Here is a 25744-nt window from a genome sequence, read left to right as displayed (position 1 = left end):
GAGCGATAGATAGTTTATAACTACTTTTGCTCCTTCACGAGCCAAGGTTAGGGCGGTACTCCGTCCCATGCCACTGCCTGCTGCTCCTGTAATAATTGCAACTCTATTTTTACATAACATACTTACATTTCCTTAGGTATATAGTCTAAAGCCCCTTAAATACGCCCTTCTTTCTCCATCTGTTTATAAACAATATTATTGCAACTGCGGAAACTAAGGTTGAAACTCCTAATAATACCCAGTGTTTCCCAAACAAACTTGTCATTATAACCGTAGCTCCTCCACAAAGTAAAATACCAAGGAAACAATCAATAAGGTCATTTGAAGTTTCTTTCTTTATTCTAGTTCTTTCTTCTAAAGAAAATTCTTTAGTAATCGGTCCCCATAAACCCGGTGGCTGACAGCGTTTGTAGAAATTAATTAACGTTTCCTTTTTCTCAGGTTTCGTGAGAAGAGTAACAATTAATATGACTAACCATCCTGCTACGAATAACAATAAAAATCCCTGCCAGAATGGTTTTTCGGAAAATCCCCATGGGAACCATATTAAATATCCAAGCGGGATACCCGCGATTATAGCCGACGCTTCTCCGTAAATATTCAATCTCCACCAGAAAAATCTCATCCAGGCTAAAGGAAGAATAAATGCTACCATAACCGAGTTTATGAACAAGAACCATGCCATCATTCCTTTTACCAGATAATGAGCGACTAATAAAGAGAGAATAAGCATAATTACCGTGCAAATTTTACTTGCCATTACGTAATGTCTTTCTGTCGCATCCTTCTTTATAAATCTTCTATACATATCGTTTATCATATATGATGCGCCCCAGTTCATTTCCGTAGATATCGTTGACATATACGCTGATAATTCTGCAACAACAATCAAACCCGTCAAACCGACAAACGAGTATTTCGAAACTAATAATCCCCATATTAGAGCAGGGTCTACAGTGCCCGGCGCATAAAGTGCCGCTCCGATTATACCGAGAAATAAAAATGGGACAACCCTTACGACTAAAGATAAAACCGCATTAAAGATTTGCCCTAACTGTGCGTGGAATTCGTTCTTCGCTGCCATAAATCTTTGAGCGGTAAACCCTTCTCCGCCTGAAGGCGAAGCCGCAAAGAAAAGTCCCTGTATGACTAACGCAACTAAAGTCATTCCTACAAGGTCGCCACCGGGAGGCATTGCCTGGAAAAATCCCGGTCCCCTCAAGGCAAGTACCTTGTCATAAACGGCATTAAATCCGCCGGCGCTATGTAAAATAATCGGGATAAGAACTATATTCCCTACCATAAAAATCCCGAATTGTACGACATCGGTATATGCAACTCCTAATAATCCGCCAACGGTTGTATAAATTAATACTATTATTCCTGAAAATATTATTAACTGGAGTTCGGTGCATCCGATAATGGGACATACGGCTTTTCCTAACCAGCCCGTTACATATCCCATAAGGACGATTGCCCAGCCAAAACTCATAAAAACTCCATAAATGCCTCTGAAAACACTTGCCGTTTTTCCGCTGTATCTGACTTCGATAAGCTCAGCAGTAGTAACGACGTTAAGTCTTCTCCAAAATTTCGACCAGAATACGGCTACAATAGGCATCCAGATTACCCATGGCAACCACCACCACCAGTTTCCTAAAAGTCCACTATTATAAACAAGCATCGTAAAAGCCGGTGCCGCTCCCGCGCAGCTGTATGTCGCCACGGCAGAAAACGCAAGAACCCACCAGGAAAGGCTTCTGTCAGCAGTGAAATAGCTTTCCATACTTTTGCTGGAACGCTTGCTGAAATAGTAACCTAACCACAACATCCCAATAGAATATACTACTACAATCCCCCAATCTATGAACGCCATCTTACCTCCTTATTGGTTTCTAACGATTCTTTTGCTTTTAATACAAGTTCTAATGCAAATTTCGCATCTTCAGGTGTTACGATTTTCGGTTCTTTATCCTTTAATATACAATTTATAAAATATTCAATTTCGGAGATATACCCGTCTTTTTCAGGCAATTTAGGGTATGTATATTTTTTGCCAGGTTTTTGAACCGTCAAAGTATGTTTTGCTTTATTATTAATTTCAATGAATCCATTTTTGCATACTGCTTTTACATAATTTCCAAGTTCGTATCCCTTCGGCATAAGAAAATTAGATTCTACATACGCAAGTTTTCCGGGATACTTTAAAGTCGTGGATACCTGAGTATGCAAGCCGTTATTAGCTTTTATCCCCGTAGAATAAACGGAAACGGGTTTCCCTATCAGAAAATTAGTAAAATCAATGTCGTGAATGTGTAAATCAGTAACTACTCCGCCGCTTTGAGAATTGTCTAAAAGCCAGTTCTTGTCAGACCATACCGGAAGAGCTATATCACGGCTCATTGTGATAAATATAAGTTCGCCGAGTTCTCCGCTGTCTATAATGTTTTTTAAAGTAACATATTCAGGCCAGAATCGTACTACCTGCGCAATCATAAATTTAACTTTTGTTTTTTTTGCAGCCAGTATCATCTGTTCCGCATCTTTAAGGTTTAAAGCTATCGGTTTTTCGCATAGAATATGTTTACCTTTCTGCGCGGCTTCAATAGTGAATTTCGGATGTAATTTCGTAGGTAAACAGATGTCAACCATATTTACTTCATCAATAAGTTTATGCGGGTTGGTATATACTTTTTTTATATTGAATTTATTGGCTAATTTAGTTGCCACTTCTTTGCGGTAATCACATATCCCATATAAAGAAATCTCGGTAGGACAGACATTCTTGTCTGTCTTGCCTTTAAACAAAGTATTATAGCATCTTGAATGTTCTTCTCCCATCGCTCCTGCTCCCAAAATTCCAATTTTTAACATATTAAGTTGGAACATAATATGAATTTCTAAAGTGTCAATTTTTTTGTAGAGACAGATTATAATCTGTCTCTTTATGTTTTCTGCCCGGCGGTGCAATGTTTAATTATGCCAATCTGTTTGGTGAAAGCCTTCCGTCTCTGTAGGGAACAGGCATGCCTGTTCCCTACGTTTTTTATAGAATTAAATTTTTCGATAAAATTATTACCTTTTATGCCTTATTTATGCGTGGGTTTTCACCATTTCGCTTGACACAATTTCAAAAACAATATAAATAATACGAAATTATGAAAAAAGAAGAAACAAATAATCTGCAAAAACCGGTTAAAGATATTCGTCAATTAAATGGACATAGAGAACGGTTAAGAGACAAGTTTATGAGATCAGGATTCGCAGGTTTTAATGATTATGAAGTTATTGAACTTCTTCTTACGGTCGGAACTCCACGCAAAGACTGTAAAGCTCAGGCAAAAGAAGCTATTGAAAAATTCAAAACTATCAGAGGTGTTCTTGAAGCTTCTCCCGAAGAACTACGGACAATAAAAGGTATAGGTCCCGGCAATATATTTGGCATAAAACTTATACAAAAATCAACCGAAGAGCTTTTTAAGGATAGGTTATTTAACGAAGAAATTAAATACGGTGAACAAATAAAATTTCCCAAAACACTCTTTGATTATCTTTATTCATCTATGGGGTTTCTTGAAAAAGAACAATTCAAAGTTGTTTTTTTCGATGTAAAAAACAGGATTCTTGCAACCGAAGATTTATTTGAAGGCACTATAAATGCAAGTTCTGTCTGGCCCAGGGAAATTATAGAATCTGCTATCAAACACAGTGCGGTAAGCGTAATTTTTGCTCATAATCATCCAAGCGGTGATCCAAATCCCAGCCCAAGCGACCGTGAATTAACAAAAAATCTTGTTTCTGCGCTCAAACCAGTTGATATTAAAGTTTTAGACCATATTGTAATAGGTCATAACTCCTATTTCAGCTTCGCCGAAAAATCCTTATTATAATATTTTTCTAATATCCTGTAAATTTTTTCTCTGTGTCCTCTCTGTTATCTCAAATCTTTTGTCTGTTCTTTTTTACCCCTAAATTATCTTTTTTCTCTGTGGTCTCTGTGGTTGCATTTTGTTATTTTTGTGACTGGTCTTTGTTTTTCTGTAGTTTTCATCCTGTTAATCCTGTCTTCTTATCTTTCTGTAGTTTTTAAATTTTAACTTTCTGTCTTTTATTTATCCTGTAAATCTGCGTTTATCTGCGTCCCAAGATTTCTCTGTTTTCTTTTTAGTTACTCTTTTCTAATAAACTTTTCCTTGACGAAATTGATATCTAAGTCATATATCATACTGTTTAAAAGATGAAATTCCTTCCTCGAAGATGGTGGCACTGGCTATGGATAATCCCTATACTTATTATAGAAATAAGTGTTATCTGGGTGCTTTTGCTTCGTTTTATTCCCCCCGTTATAACGCCTCTTATGCTTATTCGTTGGACAGAAGGACGTATTACTCATAAACCTGTCGGGATTTCGGTTAAGTGGAAATCAATAGAAAATATCTCCCCTTGCCTTATGGAAGCCGTTATTGCAAGCGAAGACCAGAAATTTTTTCATCATAACGGTTTTGACTGGGAAGCCATAGATAAAGCAGTGAAAATAAATGAAAGACGTAAGGGCAGACATATGAAAGGCGCAAGCACTATTAGTATGCAAACGGCGCGTAATGTTTTTCTATGGCAGGAAAGGACATGGTTGAGGAAAGGAATGGAAGCGTATTTTACCGTTCTTATAGAATCAATGTGGTCAAAGAAACGAATTCTGGAAGTATATTTGAATGTTATTGAATGGGGGCCCGGAATTTATGGCGCAGAATCTGCATCCCGCAATTTTTTTGACTGTCACGCAAAACAATTAAATCTGTCCGAATCAGCTTTAATGGCAGCAGTTTTGCCTAACCCAAGACGTTGGTGCCCCGCTAATCCAAGTCCGTATATTTTAATGAGACAGGAAAATATCCTCCGTCAAATAGACTATATGGGAGACCTAAATTTGCTGTATAACTTAAAATAATCCCACTTTCCGATTTGTCATTCTGAGCGTAGCGAAGAATCTCTCTCTTTGTAGTGGCGAACCTATGTGTTCGCCCGTTTTCTATCTGTTGTAAATCTGCGCTTATCTTTTCTATTTTATCCTTTTTAAGAAGCTCTTGGAAGAAGTCCTTAGAGATACTTATCCAGCTCTGCTGGGCTATAAATTTCTTTATTGTCTGTTTTTATTTTCCTCGTAAATCCGCGTCCAAAAGCTCTTTGTTTTTCTTTCTGTCCACCGACTACTGTCAACTATTTTACCCCAATACTTCTCCAATCTGTGGTCGGTACCCGTTTATAAAATCTAACGCCGTTTGTTCTTTCTTGGCTTGAGGTTTTAGAATTTTCAACTCTATCCCATTCTTTGCCGTGCCTATAATTATTTTCCCTTTATTTTGTAAGACTTCCCCGGGCTTTCCCGACAACTCGGAATACCCAGCCCTGATAATCTCTAATTCTTTGTTCCTTAAAGTAGTATAAGTAAGAGGTGTGGGGGAGAGGGCTCTGATTAAATTAAAGATTTCTTTTGCAGGTTTATTCCAATCTATTTTACGCATTTCTTTTGTTATCTTTGGCGCTTTTGTAAGATTCTCCATATTTTGGGGCACAGGGGTTAGGTTATCAAAGTTATCAATAGTTTTTAAGAAAAGTTCTGCGCCTATTTTTGAGGTTCGTGTTTCAAGTTCACCAAAAGTTTCTTCTTCCCCGATTTCCATCTTTTCCTGTAATAATATCTTTCCGTGGTCTATTTTTTCATCCATTATAAAAGTAGTTATACCGCTGTTTTTGTCCCCGTTTAAGATTGCCCATTGTAACGGCGCCGCTCCTCTGTATTTAGGTAATAAAGAAGGATGCAGGTTTATGGAAGCAAACTTAGGAGTCTTAAGGAAATCTCCCGATAAAATATGTCCGTAAGCGGCCAAACAGAAAAACTCGGGGTTCATATCTTTTAATATGGTTATGAACTCAGGCGTGTTTGGTGTAGCCGGGTCAAAGACTTTTATTCCCAGTTTATAAGCAAGTCCCTTTACCGGTGAGGGCTGTGACGATGCAACAACCGCGAGCAGGTTATGATTATTGTGTAGTATTTCTATTGAAGGACAGGCAAAAGAAGACGTTCCCAAAAATATTATTTTCCGTTTCATAATTATCTTTTACGAATATTATAATTTCTATCAAAGTCAAGCCTTTTTCTTTTTACCTTGACATATAGGGGTTTTATTTTAATCTGATTCTTTAATTAATTTTGTAAATGATAGGAGGAAAAGTGAAAATTGTAGCAATAAATGGAAGTCCAAGAGGAAAAAATAGTAATACCAATGTAATGGTGAGTGCATTTCTAAAAGGTGCGAAAGAAGCCGGAGCGGAGACTATAAATATATTTCTTGCAGAAAAAGACATCAAGTACTGCAGAGGGTGTTATTGCTGCTGGATAAAGACTCCCGGGAAGTGTGCAATCGATGATGATATGCTCGGAGTTTTATCTATGTTGGCGGGAGCAAATGTTATCGTTTTGGCTACGCCGGTTTATTTTAATAATATTTCCGGAACGTTGAAAGTTTTTATGGATAGACTGGCTGTAACCGGGAATCCTCTTTCCAAAAAGGATGCTAAAAAAGAAAATAATGTCCCATCATCCCCGCAAGCAACTACTAAACTTATGATAATGTCCAACTGTGGTTCCTCCAACAAATCTCAGTTTGAAGTAGTATCAAGCTGGATTAAAAAAGTAACGTCGTTAATGCGAACGGATTTAATTGGAGAGATTTATGCAGCGCAGGGAAAGAACCTGAGTTCAACATCGGAAGAACTCCGTCCCGCCATAAATAAGTATTTACAATTGTTAGAAAATGCCGGTAAAGAAGTTGCGGTTGAACTGAAATTATCTAAAGAAACCGAAAAATTATTAGAACAGGGATTTATTTAAAAAGTAAGACCTTATACGATAATTTATGAATTTCTTGTCTCTTTTCTACTCGCAATGTATATCCATACTAACGGCAATACGGCTACTACAAATAATATCACCGAATCAGTTTTATATACGGATTTAGTATAAAAAACATAAGCGCTGTGCCCGAAAATTGACATCCAGAAATATAACGGGTATGCCAATAGATTGTTTCTCAAAACCCATTTAACAAGTATAATCATTGACCCCATGCTTAACAATAACGATAACAGACTGAATAAGTTCTCGCCTATAGTTTTTCCGTCAGTAAAACTAAATAACGCTAAAACAATTATGAGAACTAAATAAGCAGGTTTCTTGTTGTAGTATTTAAGCAAATGTATTCCTACTGCCAACGCAGTCAAAATAAGCAAGACTAATATAAGATTTAATGATATGGTAGACAGGAAAGGCAAAGAGGTATCCATATACCCCGGTAATGTAAGTTCAGGAACGTTACTGAATTGCGGAAATTTATAGTTTAAGAAATTTTCCACATTCGTAATCCCGAGGGTAAGGCATAAGCCAATAATGCTGAATACAATTGCATCTTTCCCGAATAAAGGTAATTTTTTAGTATGGAATATTTCAAAAACATTTGGATATAACGCCATTATAACACCAATGCATAAGGCTGAAAGGAAGAATACACCCAATATTGTCATAAAGATGCCGATGGTTGTAGTTATATTAAATATATTTAATCCAATAGAAGTCATATAATTCTGGTATATCAAGGGTAAATTATTTATCCTGTTTAATACCTGTATACCCGCAAATATTCCTCCAACGGTAAACGGTATTTTCCACTGTATTCGTTTAATTTCGCTTCGTAATGACCATAATGCCAATCCTAATAACAGAATGAAAAGCAATATTGCTATTGATTTACGGGCAATGTCAAAACCCGTGTTCTTTTCCCTTTCCCTTTGCCAGTCTTCGGGGATTTTCATAAACTGCTCATAATCCGCAACTTCGTTTCCCTGTATTGTTACTTTCTGCCTGAGTTTTGCTTTATCAATCCCTTTTTTCGCTTCCCATATAATGTTATAATCAAGTCTTGCTTTCCGTTTCTCGGGGATTGTTTCTTTCAGTTCGTATTCATCCCTGTCCGCCTGTCTGTTGGCGGAAAGATTTATTCCCTTTCCTTTCAAAAAATTAGTACCTATTATTAGTGCAGAATCTTTACTTATTTCCGCTCCGCTATCTGCTTCTGCTATTATATGTTTAAAACTATATACCTGTCCTGTAATGGATACGTACACATTATATTCCTCTTCTTTTAGTATATTGAAATATCTTGTGCAGAATACGGCAGGTTTTATTGTTTCCCCGTATAGATTATTTAATCCCTTTATTCCCTGTCTTTCAAGAATATATTTAGCCGCGTTGTGGTCTATATCCGATTCCGCAAAAGTAACCGTTTTATATTTATTTGGGTCAACTCCTTTGGATTTAAGGAATTCATCCGCTTTTGCCCTGCTTTCTTTTTTTGAAATCTCATAACTTACAAACTTGCCGAACTTTTCCGTTTTAATCAATAAACTGCATAAAAATACGATTGCTATGATAATCCCTATCTTAAATGATTTTGTCCCTGATGAACTATCATAACTAATGGTTTCCGATTCCACTTTTTCTATGGATTCTATCTTTGATACGCCTTCTTTTTCATTAGTCAGGTTATCCGTCGTTTTAAATCCTTTATTCTTAATATAACAAACTATGCATACAATTAAAGGAATAAGCATTACTCCTGCCGATAATAGCCCTGATACTATAAAATACGAATTATGAGAGCGTAATAATAGAAATGCCGTATAAAAAGCATCTATTGTGTAGTGCCATATAAGAACGGTAAGTATATCAAATTTTATGAAAATAATACCAACAAGAATACCCGCTAATCCGACTTCCAGTCCTCTTATGTAAAAAGGTTGCTGAGGGTATGCCGAATGCCCGAATCCCCATATAAATGCAGAAAGGATAACGGCAATCCATGTGGATTTGAATATCTTTTTGCATAGAACAATTGCAAATATTCTGAACATAAATTCTTCAAATACTGCCGGTTCAAACCCTCCGATTAAAGCGAATAACCACGGCGCCTTCGTGTTCAGCATATCGGAGTATGGAATTTCCGCAGGCGACCATGCGCCGAGTTTCTGCGCAAAAACATAGAATATAACCTGGTATCCTATGAAGAAGAAAGCCATCGCAAGGCCAACAATTATGCTGATGAAAAATTGTTTACTCTGGATGTTTTGCCACTTGAAAAGATTGCTAAAAGAGATTTTGGATTTGTAAGTTTCCCTGTAAACCGGTTCACTACTTGCGGTTAAAAAAGAAATAAAAGCCGCAATAGCGAATGCGCCTAACAGGGCAGATAATAAATTTCTGCCTATAAAAGCTCCGTAAGATGAAGTCGTGTCATAGAAAAATAAACTGAGAGGCATCCCGTTAATTGATGAGAGAAACGATAAAACGGCGGCAATTATTCCAAAATTTGCTGCAACCGTCCATTTAATGTTCTTACTCTTTATATTTTTTATAAATCCAAAGAACATTGCAATGCCGATTAACAAGAAAAGAACCGAATCAACCGCTCCGGCAGTATTATTTAAAGAACGGAGTTTCGTATAATCTCTTGTCCATTTTTCAGGAACTTTCAGGAACTCACTGTAACTCCCGATTTTCTCTCCCTGTACGGTTACTTCTATTCTGTATTCTGCGTCTTTTATTTCAAAAGTCTTCCACGTAAAAGTCCAGTCCAGTCTGTTGGGGCGTTTTTCCGATTCGGAAGTTAAAAAGTTTAATTTGGCGGTATCTAAACCTATCTGTTCTTTTATATAAGTTTCGGCTATTTTTCGGGCATCCTGTTCGGTTAATTCTTTAGCGCTGTCTTCTTCTTTTATTAAATGTTCAAAACCTACTATTTCACCTTTTGAAGTTACATCTAAGGTGAATTCTTCCTTTTGAATCGGTTTGAAGTATCTTGTTTTCCATCTCCATAGTCTTACTTTAGACCCCATTACTTTGTTTGCCTGTTCTAATCCTAATTCTCTTTCAAGAAAAGTTTTGGAGTTGTCGTCGTATTCAAAAATGGTGCTTTGTGTAAACCCGTCGATTTTTATTCCTTGTTTCGTTAGAAATTCGTTTGCAATCTTGTGGGCATCGGTACTGGTTATTTTTAAATCAATAGACGCTTCAGGAAAAGCTTTATGGAAGTATTTGGCTGTTACCGCACCAAATATTAAAGAAACGGCAATACAAACGCCTATAAGCGTATAATCTCTTTTATTAAGTTTCATATTCACTATATATATTCCTGTTTTTCTTCCCGTCAAGTCTTTTTGTATCTTTCTGCCGTTTCCGATATGCGGTCATATGCCTGCGTTATATTTTTTATTGACAATATATCAAACCATAACTAAATTGTGGACATTATGAATATAAAAAAGGAAAATTATTACAAAGGGTTATTTTTAACTGCGGCATTTTATGATTTTATTTTAGGAATCCTTTTTTTATTTTTCTATAAACCATTTTTCAACGCACTAAGCATTTCCCTTCCTCCTAATCCTTCTTACTTATCTTTATCCGCGGCTTTTGTTTTTGTTATAGGAATTGCTTATTTTATTATTTATAAGGATATTAGAGGCAATCGGGGTTTAGTAATAGTTGGAACGGCATTCAAAATTGCCTATGTAGCAGTAGGGATATTCTATCTTGCAATCCACTTAGTTCCTCATATGTTTTTTATGCTTCTTGCTCTATGTGATGCTATTTTCGGGATATTGTTTATGGAATTTCTTAATTATACAAAGAAAAGATAGTTTTTTCTTTGTATAATCTTCTACATCAAAGGGTCTTTATATAGATTGAACAAATATCCTACCGTGATAAATCCAATAACAAAAACTATCACAGAAAGTAAGGGGTTAATAAGAGCCATAAATGCGATTTGAAACATAGTAGCTCCTTCGAAATTCCATTTTAACGAATAATAAGTTGCTTTTCCGTATGGGTTTTTGAAATATAAAAAAGCCGTATATTGTAAAATAATAAATGCAATTGCTATGAGAATCCAAAAGACAAGATTTGTGTTCGGTTGCCATAAATTAAAGAACAGGACAATAAATAGCACTAAAAAAGGAATTGTGCTTGCTACAAAATTTAATAACTTTGCTTTTTTCGGGGTTAATAATACTACGAGTGTTTTTTTTCCTGTTTGCTTATCTCCCGAATAATCTTTAAAGTAAGTAAAAAAGGTCATAGTTGACGAAATTAATGCGATAAATAAAGCTATAAATATTAAATCTTTATTGCATAATACACTTATAATATCTCCTTTACTAACGGCCAATGCGCCATAAAAAGGGGTAACGGCTATAAGTATGCCGAACCAGATGTTCCCTAATAATGGTAATCCTTTGCAGTATTCGTATATTATATTGAAGAGATACCCACAGAAATAAATTATTAAAGCGTAGGGGTTTAGAAAATACGTTGCAATTGCTCCTAAAGCGAAAAGACAAATGGAAAAGAGTAAGACGTGTTTTTTGCTTAATTCTCCGCTTGCTATGGGTCTATGCGGAGCATTTATTTTATCTTCTTCTATTCCAAGCAGGTCATTAATTACCTGGTTAATTCCCCAGCTAAGAAATAAAATACTTAATACGATTATTTGTCTCGGAATGCTCGATGAAGTATTTGCAAAAAGAATGCCTAACCAGCCGGATATCCCTGTAATGAAAAACAAGTATGGCCGCATTGATTTTATATAAAGTCTTATGGATTTATTCATCCTTATAGAGTCTCATTTTTACGTATAAAGGGACTTCTTCGCCTCTATCCCATTTTTGCGCAAGAAGGATTGTTTTATCTTTAGGCAAAGGAATACTCGTTGAATTCTCTTTGAGCATTGCTTCTATTCTCTCGCATTCAGTGCAACAAAGCCATTTTGTAGCCGGTTTTTTAAAAAAACTTCTCATCCTTTTGAAAAGAACAATAAAACTTTCGTTCTGAAGGTTTCCGAACGATACGTTTATAAACTCACAGGGTTGAAATTCTCCGTTAGCATTTATATAAAATCTCTCTATGCCGCCAGCAGTACATCCAAAGTTTTGTTTTGCCGACTCATAAACCTGGGAGGCTACGGCAGGGTAATTTTTGTATTTTTTTGATTTATTATATGTAAGGTGATAGTTGTATAATTTATCTATGGTTTCTTTATCCATAAGCGATTCTTTTCCAAGCCATCCTCCTGACGGTTTCCAGTGAATTAATTGCACCAGACTGCATCCATATTTTTTAGCTATATCCATTATTTTGTCAAAACCGTCTTCATCGAGAAGCTGTTTGGACGGGCAGCAATTAATCACGGTTGCAATGCCTGCTTTCAGAAACATCTCCAACGCAGACAGTGCTGTATCAAAAGCTCCCTGTTTATTTAAAAACCCGTCAAACTTTTCTTTATCCCAATGATGAAGAGAAACCATAACGCCAAAAGTTCCCACATCCTTTAATTTCTTAGCTTTCTCTGGAGTTAATCCATAACCGGTTGTGTTTAACCAAACTTCCGCTCTTTCATCTATGTGTTCAAGTAATTTGATTAACCTGTCAAATTTTACCAAAGGCTCTCCGCCTTCAATGTTTATCAAAGAAATACCCGTATTCTGGATTTGAGTGGCTGTTTCAAGTAATTTTTCCATTTGCAAATCGTCTCCTTTATCAAATTTTTGATAACAGTAGGGACAATTATAAGGGCAGGCTTTTGTCATAGATAAAAGCACGGATGTCGGTGGGGGATCTTGATTTAAAAGCAAAAACTTATCTATCGCTATAAAAAAAGCTTTCGTAGGGAAGGATGGCAAATAAAGATGTATTTTATAGAGGTTGCCGATTTTAACGACCTTATTGTTCTTCAAACGAGAATAAAACAAGAGCAATCTTTTAAAAAATATTACATATTGTTTAAATGAGATTTTTCTACAAATAAGGAGAATGGTATATTTTACAAATATATAGCTGCATAAATAAACATCAAAAAAGAATCTGTTTATGCCGGTAATAAATTGTATTTTCATAAATATTTATTAATCTTCCACCATTTAACGGTTGTCTTTACGCCTTCTTCCAGAGAAGTTTCTTTGTAATAGCCTATTTCTTTCATTATCCTGGAAGTATCATAAACGTTATTACAATATCCCATAGTTACTCTTGCTCTTGTTAATAAGGGTGGTTTTTTTATTTTAAAAAATTTATAAAAGAATTCCATACTTAATCCTATGGGATACACCAAACCTTTAGGTAGATAAACAGGGGGATTTTTATTTAAATATTTGCAAAATAATCTCCAGAACTCATCCATAGTCGGAACAGTTTTTGGTCCTACATTAAAAACATTTATCCCTTCAGGTTTTTTATTCAAAATTCTAACCATAATATCTGCTAAATCTTTCACATAAATTGTATGGAACTTATTAGTTTTACAGCCGGGCAAAAATTTTGTTCCTTCCATAACGCTTTTACAGAAATAATAAGGGCCTGCGTGAAATTCTCTTGGTCCGTATACCCAGACCGGGCGTATTACTGTTAACGAAATGTCATTTTTTTTACAAAAATCAATTGCTTTTTTTTCAGACAGCATTTTAGTATAGCGGTAATCGTTCATATTTGACTCCCATATATTAGATAAAAAATAAGGGTAGTTTGGTTTGTAAGGGGCCTCTTCCCTTTTTTTCTCAAGATTATCTTCTTCTCCCAGAACGGCAGTACTGCTTGTAAGAACAACAAACTTGACTTTATTTATTTCAACTGCTTTTAAAATATTTTCCGTACCTTCAAGATTTATTTTATAAAAATCTTTTCTATCTCCCCAATCTGCAGTAAAAGCGGCGTTATGAAAGACTACGTTACACCCCTTCATTGCATCAATCGTTTCTTCTAAATTCGTAATATCCCCATTTCTAACTTCTACGTTGTATTTCCTGATATAACTATTAATAAATTGCAGGGAGCTTTTTTTTCTTACAAAAACAACGATTAAATTTCCTTCTTTTGCAAGTTTTTTTACCAAATGACTGCCTATAAAACCTGCAGCTCCCGTAACAAAAACTTTATTCATATTTAATTTACAATCACCTCTAATGTTTTAGGTATGACTTGAACTTTTGCAGGCAGATATCCCCTAAAATCTCCGTCAAATTCTATCATAGAATTTCTATTTGGTTTTATTTCAACTTCTTTACAATATTTCAAGTTGGCGCCGGAATAATCTAATATATTTCCGGCATATAATTTCCATAGATTCATTAAAAGAGGCATCTTGGATGAGCCGGATATTGCCAGACAAAACATTCTTCCGTCATCAGGGGTAATGTCCAGAGGGACTCTCATTCCCGAAGCAAGATACGGGTCTTTTCCTACAGTCAGGTTAAATATACCTTTAACCTCTTCTTGTTTTCCGTCAATTATCAATTGAAAATCCGAGGATTTGTACTCAACAAGGGAGACTAAAGTTGAGCATAATGTTCCTGCAAAATCTCCCAAAAATTTTCTGTACCTGCCATTTGATTTGGAAGCAATATTCGGGCCAAGTCCCATATTAACACTGCTTCCAAAATAGGAAACAATTTCTTCTTTTTCTAAATCAAGATGAGTAACTTTTCCGACATCTATCTTTTCTGTTTTACCTTGTATTAATATCCTGACGGCATCTTCTAATTTTACAGGCAGGTTATGGTAACGATTAAAGTCCGGACTTGTTCCGATATGAATAACCCCAAGTTTAGCTCTTCTTGCCGGTGTTTGCTGCATCAGCCCTGTTATTACTTCACATATTGTTCCGTCTCCTCCAACTGCAACAACGACATCAAATTTTTCTTTTGTTGCCTGGGCAGCCAATTCTATGGCTTCATCTTTTTTAGAAGTAGTCAAATATTCAAAAGTTACATTTTTTATTTTCAACAAGTTGAGTATTTTTGCAAATCTTTTTCCGCTTTTTCCCTGATATGCAGTAGGATTAAAAATTAAAAGATATTTCATATATAGATATTTTTCAGTTCCGTGAAAGTATTTATAATATAATTAATGTCTTCTTTTTCAAGATTGGCGTGCGGAATACATCTCAGGCAAGAATGCCCTTCAGGCACACTTGGTGGAATAAACGGTGTAGCGTAAATCCCTTTTTTGTATAAATCTCTGGCTAATTCAATGATTTTCTGTGCCTCTTTTGAAATGATGGAGAATAAAGGTGTTATTGAATTGGTCAAGGGGTATCCCATTCCTTTTAACGCGGTATAAAGTGTTTCTTTGTTTTGAACAAGCATTTTCCTTCTTTCAGTAGATTTTTCAATTAAGTCAATAGCAACTATTATAGAAGCGATTAGAACTGGGGGTAAAGCAGTGGAATAAATTAAAGGACCGCATCGATACCTAAAAAAGTCAGCTACTTTATGGTTAGTGGCAATGAATCCTCCTGTACATCCGAATGCTTTTCCAAAAGAACCGCTGATTAAATCTATTTTTCCAAGAACATTAAACATTTCAAAACTGCCCCGTCCGGTGTTTCCTAACACACCTATTCCATGAGCATCGTCAACTACCGTAAAAGCTTTATATTTTTTTGCCAACTCAACGATTTTATCTAAAAGAGCAATATCTCCTTCCGTGCTGTACAAACCATCAACTACAATAAACCGCATTCTGCAATTTTGAGAATTACTGAGGAATTTTTCTAGTTTCTTCATATCATTATGTGGGAATCTGAACAAGTTTGCTCTAGATAATTGAGTCCCTTGAATCAAAGATGCGTGGGCATACCTATCGGCAATGATAGCATCTTCTTTATTTGTTAATAATTGAAAAATACTTAGATTTGCCTGATAACCTGACGGAAAAATTAGCGCTTCCTCTTGCTTCAGAAACTCAGCTGTTTTATCTTCCAAATCTTTAGTAAGTTTTGTATACCCGGTTACAATTGAAGTGCTACACATACTAATACCATATTTGTTTAAAGCTTCTTTAGCAGCGCTTTTTAGCTCTTCGCTATTAGCGATTCCTAAATAATCGTTTGAGCCTAAAGATATGAAGGATTGTCCTTCAATAATCATTCTTTTCCCTAACCCTGTTTCCACTTGCCTGTAATAAGGATTAAAGCCAGTGTTTTTTACAATAGTTTTATCAATATATAAACTTTCCCGGAAATTCATTTTCGTTTTTATCTAACTAAATAAAAATATAATGCAATCAGCGGGTTGTGTCAATAGAATTTCAAATAATTGATTAATCAATTATTTTCAGTTTCTGATATAGTAGTTTATAACTTTATTGATAAGTTTTCGGTTGAGGATGCGGGAGATTATTTTTTTCTCAATGCAATCCATTCCTGGGCAAGTTTAGTCTTGGTTTCTATGCATTTCTTGAATTCCGGATACTTTTCTTTGCTTATGTCAGATGAGGATAGCCAATATTTGTCCGAAAATGTAAGTTTATTGCCGTTGTTGGTAAACTTTGCTTCATAACTTGCTGCTCCCGAATAGGAATAGTTCTTAGGCATATAATATACGGAATATGTAGAAGGATATTCTATTTCTATTTGTGTGGCTTCCAAAACTCTTTGACCAAAAGACATATCGTTTTCACGAGTAGCTTTTCCAACTATTTCCGCAGAGTATGTAATCCCCGGCAATTTAAATATCAGGTTATTCCCTGCATTCAATGCATATTCCGGCAATTTATAATTTAATTCATACCATACCGGTTCGGATATGTCTTCTAATTTGGAAACTTTATAATTTAAAAGTTGAGATCCCGGAGACATTCTGGATACTTTTGCTTCTAAGGCTTTTTTGAATTCATAGGGTTTTAAAGATTTATTTGCTCTAAAGTTTTGCGCTAAATTTCCTGATAGTTTTACTATTTCTTTTACCGTCATGTTGCCATTAGATTCGAGTTTTATGTTTATATTTTTTTGCGTAGCTTCTTTTTCGGGTTCAAAGGATGGAATTTCTGTTATATTTGGTTGAGTACTGCTCAAAACAAGCCCTGTCCTATTTTGATATTCGTTTGGTAATTCTCCAAATGCTATTCTTTCGCTGGAAGGTAAAAGCCATTGATTATCCAATTTGACAATCAATTCCGGGAATTGAGCAACAGAATGAATGGATGTATTTCTTTTCCCTGCGCCAAGCACTGAAGTCAAAACAAGTTGCGCATTTTCAAAGCCCGCTTTTTTTAACATTATATAGAGTAGAAGAATTCTGTCCGGGAGACTTCCTGCTTTGTATTTGAATATACTATCGGGTGAATTCGGGAGCCATGAATATTGATTAAGTGCCGTTATAGGAATAGCTTTTATTTGTTTTGCTATAAAAGTATAGATATTTTGAGGAGTTTTAAGTTCCAATGCTTTATTTGTTAATTCCTGGCTGCATACTAATTTGTCAGACAAAAGTTTGTAATACTGACTGCCGATTTGAGTCCAGTCGTTTTTTAATGCTACCATTATTCTTGGTAACATATCCGGGAACGGAGGTAATAGATAGTCCATTTTGATTTCTTTTGTTTTACGGACATTGAAGCGATATATATTATTATTTTTATCCGAAGTCGTATTCCCGGTTATTTCTTTATCACAATACATCTCAAGAGATATGTTTTTGGGGCAGATTATTTCTACTTCTTTGTATTCTATGGGTTCATAAGACCTGAAATATTCTTCTATAAGCAATGGGTGAAGGAGTGAAACTTTTGGGTAAGTATATTCATAATTAGTTTCTATAATCCCGTTTATTTTGGCTTCTGCTAAAGCCATTCGTATACGATTCAGGTTATCATACATAGGAAAGGCGGAGAAAACCGATTCGTCTTTTTTCGCATTTTGTTTTAACCACTCAATTCTTCCATCCGGTTGAATTGTTCTTGCAATTGTGACGTCTAATTTGTCTGAATTTTTAAGATACTGTAAAATTTTGTTTGATATGTCTCTTCCGCCCGGTTGTAAGACTTTTTCAATCTTTCTGTGGTTTTCAGTCCATGAAGAATCTTTGTTTATGCGGAAACTAATTTTTTCATACAAAGTTACATTAAGCGCATTGGGATATGTTTTTGAGTCTGCGCCTTTTTTCCATAATGAATCTATAAGGGCATCCTTCAAATCTGCAATTTTATATGCTGAATGTATTTCTTCAAATTCAATTCTTATGATTGAATCTGTTGCGAACTTTTCTATCTTTTTATTTGTTTTTATCCAGAGTGTATCCTGTTTTATTTGCTGGATTTCTCCTTCATACTCATTGCCTTTTAAAAGATAAACAATATCCGCATTAAGTGAATTGATAAGTAGAAAAGTGAAAGTTATACCAAGAAAAAATAATATTTTGTTTTTCATTGTGCCCCTCGCTTCGTTCAGGATAACATGCCCTAAATAGCTTAAGGGCTTGTAACCCTTATTTTTGGATAATCATCGGTAATTTAGAATAATTTGCAACCTTAGTTAAAAGGTTTTTATATGCTTGATAATCTTTTACGGGAACCGTTCTTTTATATTTGCAAAATTTATCTATAAATGTTATTGTATTGCCTTTTACAGTGTATTCCGCACTGTAACTTGCGTATTTATTCTTTATTTCTAAAGCGGGAGGAAGCCAGTTGATTTTGTAATTTTCCGGTATTTTTATTTCACTGTGATGGGATATTTGAGAGGAAGTTGAGTATTCGATGTCAAATTTTCTTGTCTCGGATGATACTTCCGGGAATTCATATTTTCTGAATTCAGGGGTTTTAAGTATCCATAGATTCCCTACGCAAGTAGGATAATTTGTCATCTTATATTTCCATTTAAGATAAAATTGTTTCATTAAGTCTTTAGTTGGACCTACTTCGTAGCTTATTAATTCGGCTCCCGGAGATTCTTCGTTTATCATTGCCTGGATTCCGTCTTTATATTCATCTTCTTTTGAGTATTTGTAACGTTCCCTTAATCCTGCTTCCGTGTACCCTGTATATTTTTTACAAGTTTCCAATATAACGTTTCCGTTTGTGTCAATTTCTGCCTGGAGTTCGTAGTTCCTTGCGTTGTCTTCCGGAGGAGGTACAGGTATGGAATCTAAACTATGACAGGAGGCATTAATACAAAGTATTCCGTGGTCGTTTGCTCCAAAATAAGGGTATCTGTAAGTTTCGCTTACCGGATCAAGCCAGAATGTATCTTTTGGTGTTCGTACTTCGACTATTTGATGATTTCCCCATAATATGGGTATTTCTTTATAGGGGATACGCCCCTGGTCATTTGTGTAAACGGTTACGGGATAAGCTTCTAAACCTATATCTCGAAGCATAGTGGTAAGCAAATTTGCTTTATCCGTGCAATCTCCATAACCGGCTTTCAACGTTGCCGAAGCGGGATGCCCGGAAGCTCCTGATGCCAGACCGCCTTTGATAGATATATATCTTATATTTGTTTGAACCCAGTGATAAACCATTGCTATGGAATCATCTTTTGTTTTTGCCTCACTTACCACTTTTGTTACCAGTTCTTTAATTTCCGGTGTAATTTCAAGTCTTTCTTTATACCATTCGCTTTCTTTATCGAACCAGTAATTCCAGCTATGTAATATAGTGCAAAATATTCCCGGGACAATACTTAACATTCCTGGCATATAAGCTTCTTCAACTAAAGGAGAAATGTTTTTCATTTCCCATTTGTATATACTGGTATTATTTCCTTTTGTGATTTTTACTTCAGGCGCTCCGTTTCGTGTGTAGATATTAAGTTTCATACTGTCAGGAATTATTACGATAAACTGTACATTTATTACGGGTTCCCCTGAACCTAAAAACGAGCAAGGCTCAAATTGTTTTATATCATAGGGTTTTAACAGGTCGGACTCATAAACGCATTCTATTATGTCTCCAATGCTGACATCCGGCAAATTGAACGCTAAATTTTTATATTGATTGAAAAATGCCATTTCCTGGGCGGGCGAAATTATTTTAATTTTGGAATAATCCAACCACGATATACTACCATCGGGATGTATAGTCCTTGCAAGTAAGATTTTAATATTCCCTCTTGTGTCATCAAAACTTAGTCTTACATCAGCCCATCCGCGTGTTTCCGGACTTAAGATTTTGCCAATAAAATGAGATTGGTTTATTTGTGTCCCGTCGGAATTTAGTATGTTTATCCCCTTATCCAATAAAATAAGTCCTTTAGCGGAAGGGAACTTTTTAGCCGCTTCGGAAGAGATTTTAAAAATCTCCTTAATCGGTATTGTATCGCTGAATTCTGTTTTGGATGAGTTGACCTTAGGAATAGTTTTTATCTCGTCTACAAAACTCCTTTTAATGCTTCCATTCTTCTCAAATACAACCGTGGAGTTGTTTGCCTGCAAGACTTTATCCTCAAAACTTGTCCCATCTTTCAGGGTTACTTTTTGGTTTATGGAAAGTAAAAAACTTAAAATTAGTATTTTAATCATAATGTTTAACACCTAATATTGTTTTCAATAGAAGTCAATAAAAATAATTCTTGTTGTAAAAAATAAATTTTGATATGTGTACTTTTCCTTGACAACCTGTTTTTCCAGTTCTACTATCTTTCTTTGTATTGTGTGTCGTATTGTAGAATTAAAGTAATTTGTTCTGTGGCATCGAGAATTCCGATTTATCGGGGTAAATAATACAGGTAAAAAAATTATGAGGAAAATTCTTTATGTTAACAATATTTAATGGCGATGTACTCTGGTTTAAAGGGAGAATGGAGTTTAGTCCCCGGGTATTAGGGGCTCGTAGTATTCTTGGATATGCCCACTTACTGGTTGTGCAGAAGACGTTGAATTTGAAAATCAAGTTTCGGGAATCTTTCAAACCCATTGTATCTTAAAGACACTGCGGATTATTTTGAGTTAACCAAGACAAGTCCATATATGTTACTTGTAGCGGATGTGAGAAAGGAATTAAGAAAGAGAATAAAATCAGGAACAAGAGGTATAGACCGGATAAACGAGATTTGTTCATCTCTTTCCGCGATTGTCTATCTTGATTACTCAGTGAAGATTCAGACGCTTCATAAGGAGACGAATCCTGAATGCGGGAAGTTACTTAATGCATTTAAGAAACTTATAGGTTGTTCAGTTGAGCCTATTTTATGCACTCTTTCTGAGGTATACAAGTGTTTTATGCGGACAGGTATGGCTTATCTTGTGATGGGGGATTTTCTACTTGATAAGAAGAAACAGCCTGAACTCTATATAAAAGAAAAATTTGTACTGGATTAGGTTCTTATGAAAAAAACTATTAAACTGATAGGGAATATAGGTATATTATTATTTACTATACTATTATGTTTGTTGGTGGGTGAGCTGATAATAAGGTTATTTATAGGAACCAAAAATATAGTTATTTTAGCAACTCCCCCCATAATAAAGGATAAGGAACTTGTATATAGGAATGCGCCTAATTGGAAAGGAAAACTCTGGTATTCTTCTTTGCAGGGGTTTTATGAAGTAAGAGTCAATTCTATGGGATTAAACGAGAGGGAGGTGAATTTTAAAAAAGAAAAAAATAAGCCCCGTATTCTATTTCTGGGAGACTCTATAACATTTGGAATAGGGGTGGATGTGGATAAAACTTTTGTAAGGATAGTAGAAAATTTACTAAATTTTCAATTATCTTACAATCCCACATTATCAGGCATCAGGCGGGTTGAAACGCTTAATGGAGGAGTTCCCGCCTATCATAGTTGGCAAGAAATTGCTTTTTTAAGAAAAATAGGGCTAAAATATCAGCCGGATATAGTGGTGCTTGATTTCTACCTTAACGATGTTGAACCTTATAAATCTGCACGGGAGATAAAACAATTCAGAGAAGATAAATTTGCTTCACTGAAATATAGATATAATGTTCCTTTACCTTTTAAAGACTTTCTTAGAGAAAAGAGCAGATTATACTGGGTAGGTCGTAGGGTATGTAATTTAATGATAGCAAAGCTATTCTCTACTACACAAACACCTCGTAATAAAAAGACACAAGATGCCCCCCCTCTTCCTTTTGATAAGTGGAAAACCGATAGAAGTGAGTTCCTAAACTTAACTTATGTGAACAGGTTTGACTGGGGAGCACCATGGAACAGTGACGCTTGTTATGATAATTTTAGAAAGTATATTAGGGAACTTAAAGATTTAGCACAAAAAAATAATTTTAAATTAGTAATAGTATTTTTCCCTGTAGAGTATCAGTTGGAGACCACTTTTTTAGAAGATAATCCTCAGGGGAAGTTTACCAAAATTGCCGGGGAAGAGGATGTTTTATTTCTTGACCTGTTACCTCTTATGAGAGATTGTAATATAAGACCTGATAGTCTTTATTTTGATTGGTGTCATTTAACGTTAAAAGGTCATCAATTTACTGCAGAAAAAATATCTCAATTTTTAAGAGAGCACGATATATAAGTTAGCGATAGCCCTGACTTATCGCTTACTTATATGCTCAATCGTCAGTATTCATCTCTACCAGACCTAAAGATAGTTAAAGAACTGATAAACAAAGATAAAGAGAGTGATACTATTCACAGGCGTTAGCATTCAGCGTGGTGTTTGATTACTCTGCCTTCTTCCATAAATATTATATCTTCACAGATATTTGTGCATAAATCTGCTAGTCTCTCTAAATTACCGCTTATTCTTATCAAATGTAGCGCTCGTTCAATGGTAGAACTATCTGAACTCATATACGTAATCAATTCCCTCAGGATTTGAGTTCTGATATCATCTACAGTATTATCTCTTTCACAGACATTTTTTGATAAAAGGACATCTGCATTTATAAAAGAGTTTATACTGTCATTTAACATCTTTATAGTAATTTCTGCCATTCTTGGTATATCAATTAAAGGTTTCAACTGAGGTCTTTCTATCAGAAAAATACTGCTCTCTGCAATATTTACGGTATGGTCTCCCATTCTTTCCATATCGGTATTCATACTTAAAATCATAAGCACAGTCCTTAAATCCTTTGCTTTAGGTTCATATTGAGCAATTACATTAGTGCATAATTCATCTATTTCCATTTCTAAGCTATTTGCTTTAGGTTCATCTTTTTCTATTACTTCAATAAGTAACTCTTTTTCCTTTTTCAATAACCCTCTTATGCTTTTATCCGTCATGTTTTCTATTAAACCGGCATATTCCACGAGCATTTTCTTTAAAATATCTATTTTTTCTTCTAACATTTTTCCTCCTTAGTTAGAGTTTCCGTCTCAGGCGGATTACTCTAACTTACCCAGCAAAGCTGGATAAGAAACTCTAATCCGCACAAGGTGGAAAGAGTTTCTAACCGAATTTTCCTGTTAAATATTCTTCTGTTCTTTTGTCTTTTGGCACAGTACATAATTTATCTGTGCAACCACATTCAATTAATTCTCCTAAATATAAAAAAGCAGTATAGTCAGAAATTCTGGCTGCCTGAGCTATGTTATGAGTAACAATAACTATAGTTACAAACTTTTTTAATTCAATAAGTAATTTTTCTATTTTATTTGTAGCCTGCGGGTCTAACGCAGAGGTTGGTTCATCAAATAGTAGTATTTCAGAGTCCGTTGCAAGAGCTCTTGCAATGCAGAGTCGTTGCTGTTGCCCGCCTGATAATTCAAAAGCCGAAGCGTTTAGCCTGTCTTTGACTTCATCCCACAACCATGCATCTTTAAGGCTTTTTTCTACTTTTTCCATAATAGCATTTTTATTTGTTATCCCTTTGATAGGCAAACCAAATGCAACATTTTCGTATATGGATTTTGGAAACGGGTTAGGTTTTTGAAAAACCATACCGACTTTTGTTCTCAATGAATAAACATCTATTCTATCCGAATATATGTCTGTTCCGTCTATTATAATATTTCCTTTGATTCGTGTTTCTTCTATAAGGTCATTCATTCTGTTAAAGCATCTTAAAAAAGTGGACTTTCCACATCCGGAAGGCCCTATTACAGCAGTTATATTGTTCGGAATTATAGATATTGATATGTTTTTTAATATGTGTTTTTTCCCGAACCACAAATTAAGATCTTTTACTATTATTTCTTTATTTACCATTTCCTTTGCCTCCTTATACGGTATCTTACAACTATGGCTACAGTATTAATGCTTAATACAAGAAGCAATAATACAATTGCAGTCCCATAAGCTATCGGAATTTGAGCATCGGGATGAGTTCCCTCTGTCATCAATGCATATATATGATATGGAAGCGCCATAACTTCATCCGAGAGAGATTGTGGTAGTTTTCTTGTGTAAAATGTTGCGGCAGTGAATAAAATGGGCGCTGTTTCTCCTGCGGCACGTCCTACGCTTATTATTGCGCCTGTAAGTATACTTGGCATAGCTGTTGGCAAGACTACTTTCATTATAGTCTGTCTTTTTGTGGCACCTAAAGAATAAGCTGCTTCACGAAAGTCCTTAGGCACTGTTTTAATAGCTTCTTCGCTCGCATTTATTATTATAGGCAAGATTAACACACCTAATGTAAGAGCCCCCGATAGTACGGAAACCCCAAACTTAAATATCCCTACAAATACGGCTAATCCAAAAAGTCCAAAGACGATTGAAGGAACTCCTGCAAGTGTATTTATTGCCATCCTGATAATATTTATCAGCCATTTGGGTTTTGCATACTCGGATAGATATACGGCAGATAAAACTCCTATAGGAAAAGCAAATGCAATAGAAAGTAGCGTAAGATAAAGAGTTCCTATTATTGCCGGGAATATTCCTCCTTTTGTCATCCCGTCACGGGGAGATTCAAACAAAAAGGAAAAAGAAAGAACTTTCCAGCCTTTTGAAAAAATAAACACCAGAAATGTTATTAAAAACAGGATACTTATAATTGTTATGACTCTTGTTGCTGTTATTCCAATGTATTGTTTTAAGTTTCTATTCATTTGGTTCTAATCTTTTTTCTTACCTCTTCTGTTATTATATTTGATATAAAAGTTATTACAAAAAGAACTATTGCAATACCAAACAACGCATTATAATGACTGCTTCCTACAGCAGCTTCACCCATTTCCGCGGCAATCGCCGAAGTCATAGGACGGACCGGATGAAATATGGATTTCGGGATACAAGCGGCATTTCCTGCAACCATCAACACAACCATTGTTTCTCCTATAGCTCTTCCAAAGCCAAGAATAATGCTGGAAATTATACCTGATTTGGCTGCCGGTAGGACAACTCTTATTATTGTCTCCCATTTGTTTGCGCCAAGCGCAAAAGCTGCTTCCCGTAAAGATTTTGGAACGGATGATATGGCATCTTCCGATATGCTGGATATTATAGGGACTACCATAAGTCCCAGAATTATTGATGCTGTAAAAGCATTCAACCCTATGGATAAATTAAATAAATTCATCATAATAGGAGCAAGAAATACTACCCCGAATAAACCGTATATTACGGATGGAATGCTTGCGAGTAACTCAATGAAGGGCTTTAGTATTTCTTTTTCTTTAGGTTTTGCTAATTCGGAAATATATATTGCAGAACTAATGCCAAGAGGAATGGATATTATTAACGCTAATACGGTGACAACAATAGAACCTATTAATAGAGATAAAATCCCAAATTCAGGTGTGTCTTGAGTAGGATACCACGATTTGCCAAAAAGGAAATGGGATATTCCTACTTCTTTAAAAATTAAGTAGCCTTCTTTGAAAAGACTAATAATTATACCTGAAAGAAAAATTATTGCGCATAAGGCGGAAAACAAAGCAATAAAATGAAATAAATTTTCTTTTATTATACTTGTTTTATTATACATAATTTATAC

General features: G+C 35.3%; 21 protein-coding genes. 6 read left to right on the top strand and 15 right to left on the bottom strand.

Annotated features, from left to right (window positions below; all coding sequences use genetic code 11):
* Positions 1-145 precede the first annotated feature (145 nt).
* Positions 146-1876, bottom strand: coding sequence for a sodium:solute symporter (locus WC614_02925; GenBank protein ID MFA5031951.1), 1731 nt, complete (start codon positions 1874-1876; stop codon positions 146-148).
* Positions 1864-2874, bottom strand: coding sequence for a Gfo/Idh/MocA family oxidoreductase (locus WC614_02920; protein ID MFA5031950.1), 1011 nt, complete (start codon positions 2872-2874; stop codon positions 1864-1866). Before WC614_02920 ends, WC614_02925 begins: the two co-directional genes overlap by 13 nt.
* A 284-nt stretch (positions 2875-3158) precedes the next feature.
* Here WC614_02920 and radC point away from each other — a divergent pair, with 284 nt between their 5' ends.
* The gene (gene radC, locus WC614_02915) at positions 3159-3890 is read left to right on the top strand and encodes a DNA repair protein RadC (protein MFA5031949.1); all 732 of its coding nucleotides are present in this window, start codon (positions 3159-3161) and stop codon (positions 3888-3890) included.
* Positions 3891-4237: 347 nt separating this feature from the next.
* Positions 4238-4948, top strand: a complete 711-nt coding sequence (gene mtgA / locus WC614_02910; protein ID MFA5031948.1) for a monofunctional biosynthetic peptidoglycan transglycosylase — start codon at positions 4238-4240, stop codon at positions 4946-4948.
* Between the two features lie 274 nt (positions 4949-5222).
* Here mtgA and fmt read toward each other — a convergent pair whose 3' ends face one another.
* On the bottom strand, positions 5223-6110 hold the full coding sequence (gene fmt / locus WC614_02905) for a methionyl-tRNA formyltransferase (GenBank protein MFA5031947.1): 888 nt from the start codon (positions 6108-6110) through the stop codon (positions 5223-5225).
* Between the two features lie 122 nt (positions 6111-6232).
* Here fmt and WC614_02900 point away from each other — a divergent pair, with 122 nt between their 5' ends.
* Positions 6233-6892: a flavodoxin family protein gene (locus tag WC614_02900; GenBank protein MFA5031946.1), complete on the top strand. Its 660-nt coding sequence runs from the start codon at positions 6233-6235 to the stop codon at positions 6890-6892.
* A gap of 23 nt (positions 6893-6915) precedes the next feature.
* Here the strand turns inward: WC614_02900 and WC614_02895 are convergent, their stop codons facing one another.
* Positions 6916-10227, bottom strand: a complete 3312-nt coding sequence (locus WC614_02895) for a CPBP family glutamic-type intramembrane protease (GenBank protein MFA5031945.1) — start codon at positions 10225-10227, stop codon at positions 6916-6918.
* Between the two features lie 135 nt (positions 10228-10362).
* Here WC614_02895 and WC614_02890 point away from each other — a divergent pair, with 135 nt between their 5' ends.
* Complete coding sequence (locus tag WC614_02890; protein MFA5031944.1) at positions 10363-10752, top strand: hypothetical protein; 390 nt, start codon at positions 10363-10365, stop codon at positions 10750-10752.
* A gap of 20 nt (positions 10753-10772) precedes the next feature.
* On the opposite strand, the gene WC614_02885 is transcribed toward WC614_02890, so the two are convergent.
* From WC614_02885 to WC614_02855, 7 genes are all read right to left on the bottom strand, one after another.
* A complete protein-coding gene (locus WC614_02885; GenBank protein ID MFA5031943.1) occupies positions 10773-11723 on the bottom strand; it encodes a UbiA family prenyltransferase in 951 nt (316 codons plus the stop codon).
* Positions 11716-13005: a radical SAM protein gene (locus WC614_02880; protein MFA5031942.1), complete on the bottom strand. Its 1290-nt coding sequence runs from the start codon at positions 13003-13005 to the stop codon at positions 11716-11718. The genes WC614_02885 and WC614_02880 overlap by 8 nt, the downstream gene beginning before the upstream one ends.
* Positions 13002-14045 (bottom strand): NAD(P)-dependent oxidoreductase, encoded by a 1044-nt coding sequence (locus WC614_02875; protein MFA5031941.1) that lies wholly within the window; start codon positions 14043-14045, stop codon positions 13002-13004. The genes WC614_02880 and WC614_02875 overlap by 4 nt, the downstream gene beginning before the upstream one ends.
* 2 nt (positions 14046-14047) lie before the next feature.
* Complete coding sequence (locus WC614_02870) at positions 14048-14965, bottom strand: diacylglycerol kinase family protein (GenBank protein MFA5031940.1); 918 nt, start codon at positions 14963-14965, stop codon at positions 14048-14050.
* Positions 14962-16131: an aminotransferase class I/II-fold pyridoxal phosphate-dependent enzyme gene (locus tag WC614_02865; protein MFA5031939.1), complete on the bottom strand. Its 1170-nt coding sequence runs from the start codon at positions 16129-16131 to the stop codon at positions 14962-14964. The genes WC614_02870 and WC614_02865 overlap by 4 nt, the downstream gene beginning before the upstream one ends.
* 149 nt (positions 16132-16280) lie before the next feature.
* Entirely contained in the window at positions 16281-18311 is a 2031-nt protein-coding gene (locus WC614_02860) for a DUF3857 domain-containing protein (GenBank protein MFA5031938.1), read from the bottom strand.
* A gap of 58 nt (positions 18312-18369) precedes the next feature.
* Positions 18370-20403 (bottom strand): DUF3857 and transglutaminase domain-containing protein, encoded by a 2034-nt coding sequence (locus tag WC614_02855; GenBank protein MFA5031937.1) that lies wholly within the window; start codon positions 20401-20403, stop codon positions 18370-18372.
* 393 nt (positions 20404-20796) lie between these two features.
* On the opposite strand from WC614_02855, the gene WC614_02850 reads away from it, so the two are divergent.
* Both WC614_02850 and WC614_02845 read left to right on the top strand, forming a co-directional pair.
* A complete protein-coding gene (locus WC614_02850; protein ID MFA5031936.1) occupies positions 20797-21201 on the top strand; it encodes a carbamoyltransferase C-terminal domain-containing protein in 405 nt (134 codons plus the stop codon).
* Positions 21202-21207: 6 nt separating this feature from the next.
* Positions 21208-22374: an SGNH/GDSL hydrolase family protein gene (locus WC614_02845; GenBank protein MFA5031935.1), complete on the top strand. Its 1167-nt coding sequence runs from the start codon at positions 21208-21210 to the stop codon at positions 22372-22374.
* A 125-nt stretch (positions 22375-22499) separates the two neighbouring features.
* Here WC614_02845 and phoU read toward each other — a convergent pair whose 3' ends face one another.
* The 4 genes from phoU to pstC all read right to left on the bottom strand — a co-directional run bounded on the left by phoU (position 22500) and on the right by pstC (position 25735).
* Complete coding sequence (gene phoU, locus WC614_02840; GenBank protein ID MFA5031934.1) at positions 22500-23153, bottom strand: phosphate signaling complex protein PhoU; 654 nt, start codon at positions 23151-23153, stop codon at positions 22500-22502.
* A 100-nt stretch (positions 23154-23253) separates the two neighbouring features.
* Positions 23254-24012 carry a phosphate ABC transporter ATP-binding protein PstB gene (gene pstB / locus WC614_02835; GenBank protein ID MFA5031933.1) on the bottom strand — a complete coding sequence of 253 codons (759 nt, stop codon included), beginning with the start codon at positions 24010-24012 and terminating at the stop codon, positions 23254-23256.
* Positions 24006-24857, bottom strand: a complete 852-nt coding sequence (pstA, locus tag WC614_02830) for a phosphate ABC transporter permease PstA (protein MFA5031932.1) — start codon at positions 24855-24857, stop codon at positions 24006-24008. Before pstA ends, pstB begins: the two co-directional genes overlap by 7 nt.
* Positions 24854-25735 (bottom strand): phosphate ABC transporter permease subunit PstC, encoded by an 882-nt coding sequence (gene pstC, locus WC614_02825; protein MFA5031931.1) that lies wholly within the window; start codon positions 25733-25735, stop codon positions 24854-24856. Before pstC ends, pstA begins: the two co-directional genes overlap by 4 nt.
* Positions 25736-25744 lie beyond the last annotated feature (9 nt).

Source organism: bacterium (assembly GCA_041649255.1).
GTDB lineage: Bacteria > Hydrothermota > UBA3073 > JACQXS01 > JAQTXJ01 > JAQTXJ01.
Note: the sequence above shows the minus strand (reverse complement) of the source record. Positions and strands in the feature narration are given on the sequence as shown.

What these genes read in the sequence shown, in the direction of transcription:
- mtgA (MFA5031948.1), top strand. Translation starts at nt 4,238, where the DNA reads ATGAAATTCCTTCCTCGAAGATGGTGGCACTGGCTATGGATAATCCCT.
- WC614_02860 (MFA5031938.1), bottom strand. Translation starts at nt 18,311, where the DNA reads ATGAAAAACAAAATATTATTTTTTCTTGGTATAACTTTCACTTTTCTA.
- pstB (MFA5031933.1), bottom strand. Translation starts at nt 24,012, where the DNA reads ATGGTAAATAAAGAAATAATAGTAAAAGATCTTAATTTGTGGTTCGGG.
- WC614_02855 (MFA5031937.1), bottom strand. Translation starts at nt 20,403, where the DNA reads ATGATTAAAATACTAATTTTAAGTTTTTTACTTTCCATAAACCAAAAA.
- WC614_02925 (MFA5031951.1), bottom strand. Translation starts at nt 1,876, where the DNA reads ATGGCGTTCATAGATTGGGGGATTGTAGTAGTATATTCTATTGGGATG.
- WC614_02870 (MFA5031940.1), bottom strand. Translation starts at nt 14,965, where the DNA reads ATGAAATATCTTTTAATTTTTAATCCTACTGCATATCAGGGAAAAAGC.
- WC614_02845 (MFA5031935.1), top strand. Translation starts at nt 21,208, where the DNA reads ATGAAAAAAACTATTAAACTGATAGGGAATATAGGTATATTATTATTT.
- WC614_02895 (MFA5031945.1), bottom strand. Translation starts at nt 10,227, where the DNA reads ATGAAACTTAATAAAAGAGATTATACGCTTATAGGCGTTTGTATTGCC.
- WC614_02865 (MFA5031939.1), bottom strand. Translation starts at nt 16,131, where the DNA reads ATGAATTTCCGGGAAAGTTTATATATTGATAAAACTATTGTAAAAAAC.
- WC614_02880 (MFA5031942.1), bottom strand. Translation starts at nt 13,005, where the DNA reads ATGAAAATACAATTTATTACCGGCATAAACAGATTCTTTTTTGATGTT.
- WC614_02890 (MFA5031944.1), top strand. Translation starts at nt 10,363, where the DNA reads ATGAATATAAAAAAGGAAAATTATTACAAAGGGTTATTTTTAACTGCG.
- WC614_02920 (MFA5031950.1), bottom strand. Translation starts at nt 2,874, where the DNA reads ATGTTAAAAATTGGAATTTTGGGAGCAGGAGCGATGGGAGAAGAACAT.
- WC614_02885 (MFA5031943.1), bottom strand. Translation starts at nt 11,723, where the DNA reads ATGAATAAATCCATAAGACTTTATATAAAATCAATGCGGCCATACTTG.
- radC (MFA5031949.1), top strand. Translation starts at nt 3,159, where the DNA reads ATGAAAAAAGAAGAAACAAATAATCTGCAAAAACCGGTTAAAGATATT.
- WC614_02875 (MFA5031941.1), bottom strand. Translation starts at nt 14,045, where the DNA reads ATGAATAAAGTTTTTGTTACGGGAGCTGCAGGTTTTATAGGCAGTCAT.
- fmt (MFA5031947.1), bottom strand. Translation starts at nt 6,110, where the DNA reads ATGAAACGGAAAATAATATTTTTGGGAACGTCTTCTTTTGCCTGTCCT.
- pstC (MFA5031931.1), bottom strand. Translation starts at nt 25,735, where the DNA reads ATGTATAATAAAACAAGTATAATAAAAGAAAATTTATTTCATTTTATT.
- pstA (MFA5031932.1), bottom strand. Translation starts at nt 24,857, where the DNA reads ATGAATAGAAACTTAAAACAATACATTGGAATAACAGCAACAAGAGTC.
- phoU (MFA5031934.1), bottom strand. Translation starts at nt 23,153, where the DNA reads ATGTTAGAAGAAAAAATAGATATTTTAAAGAAAATGCTCGTGGAATAT.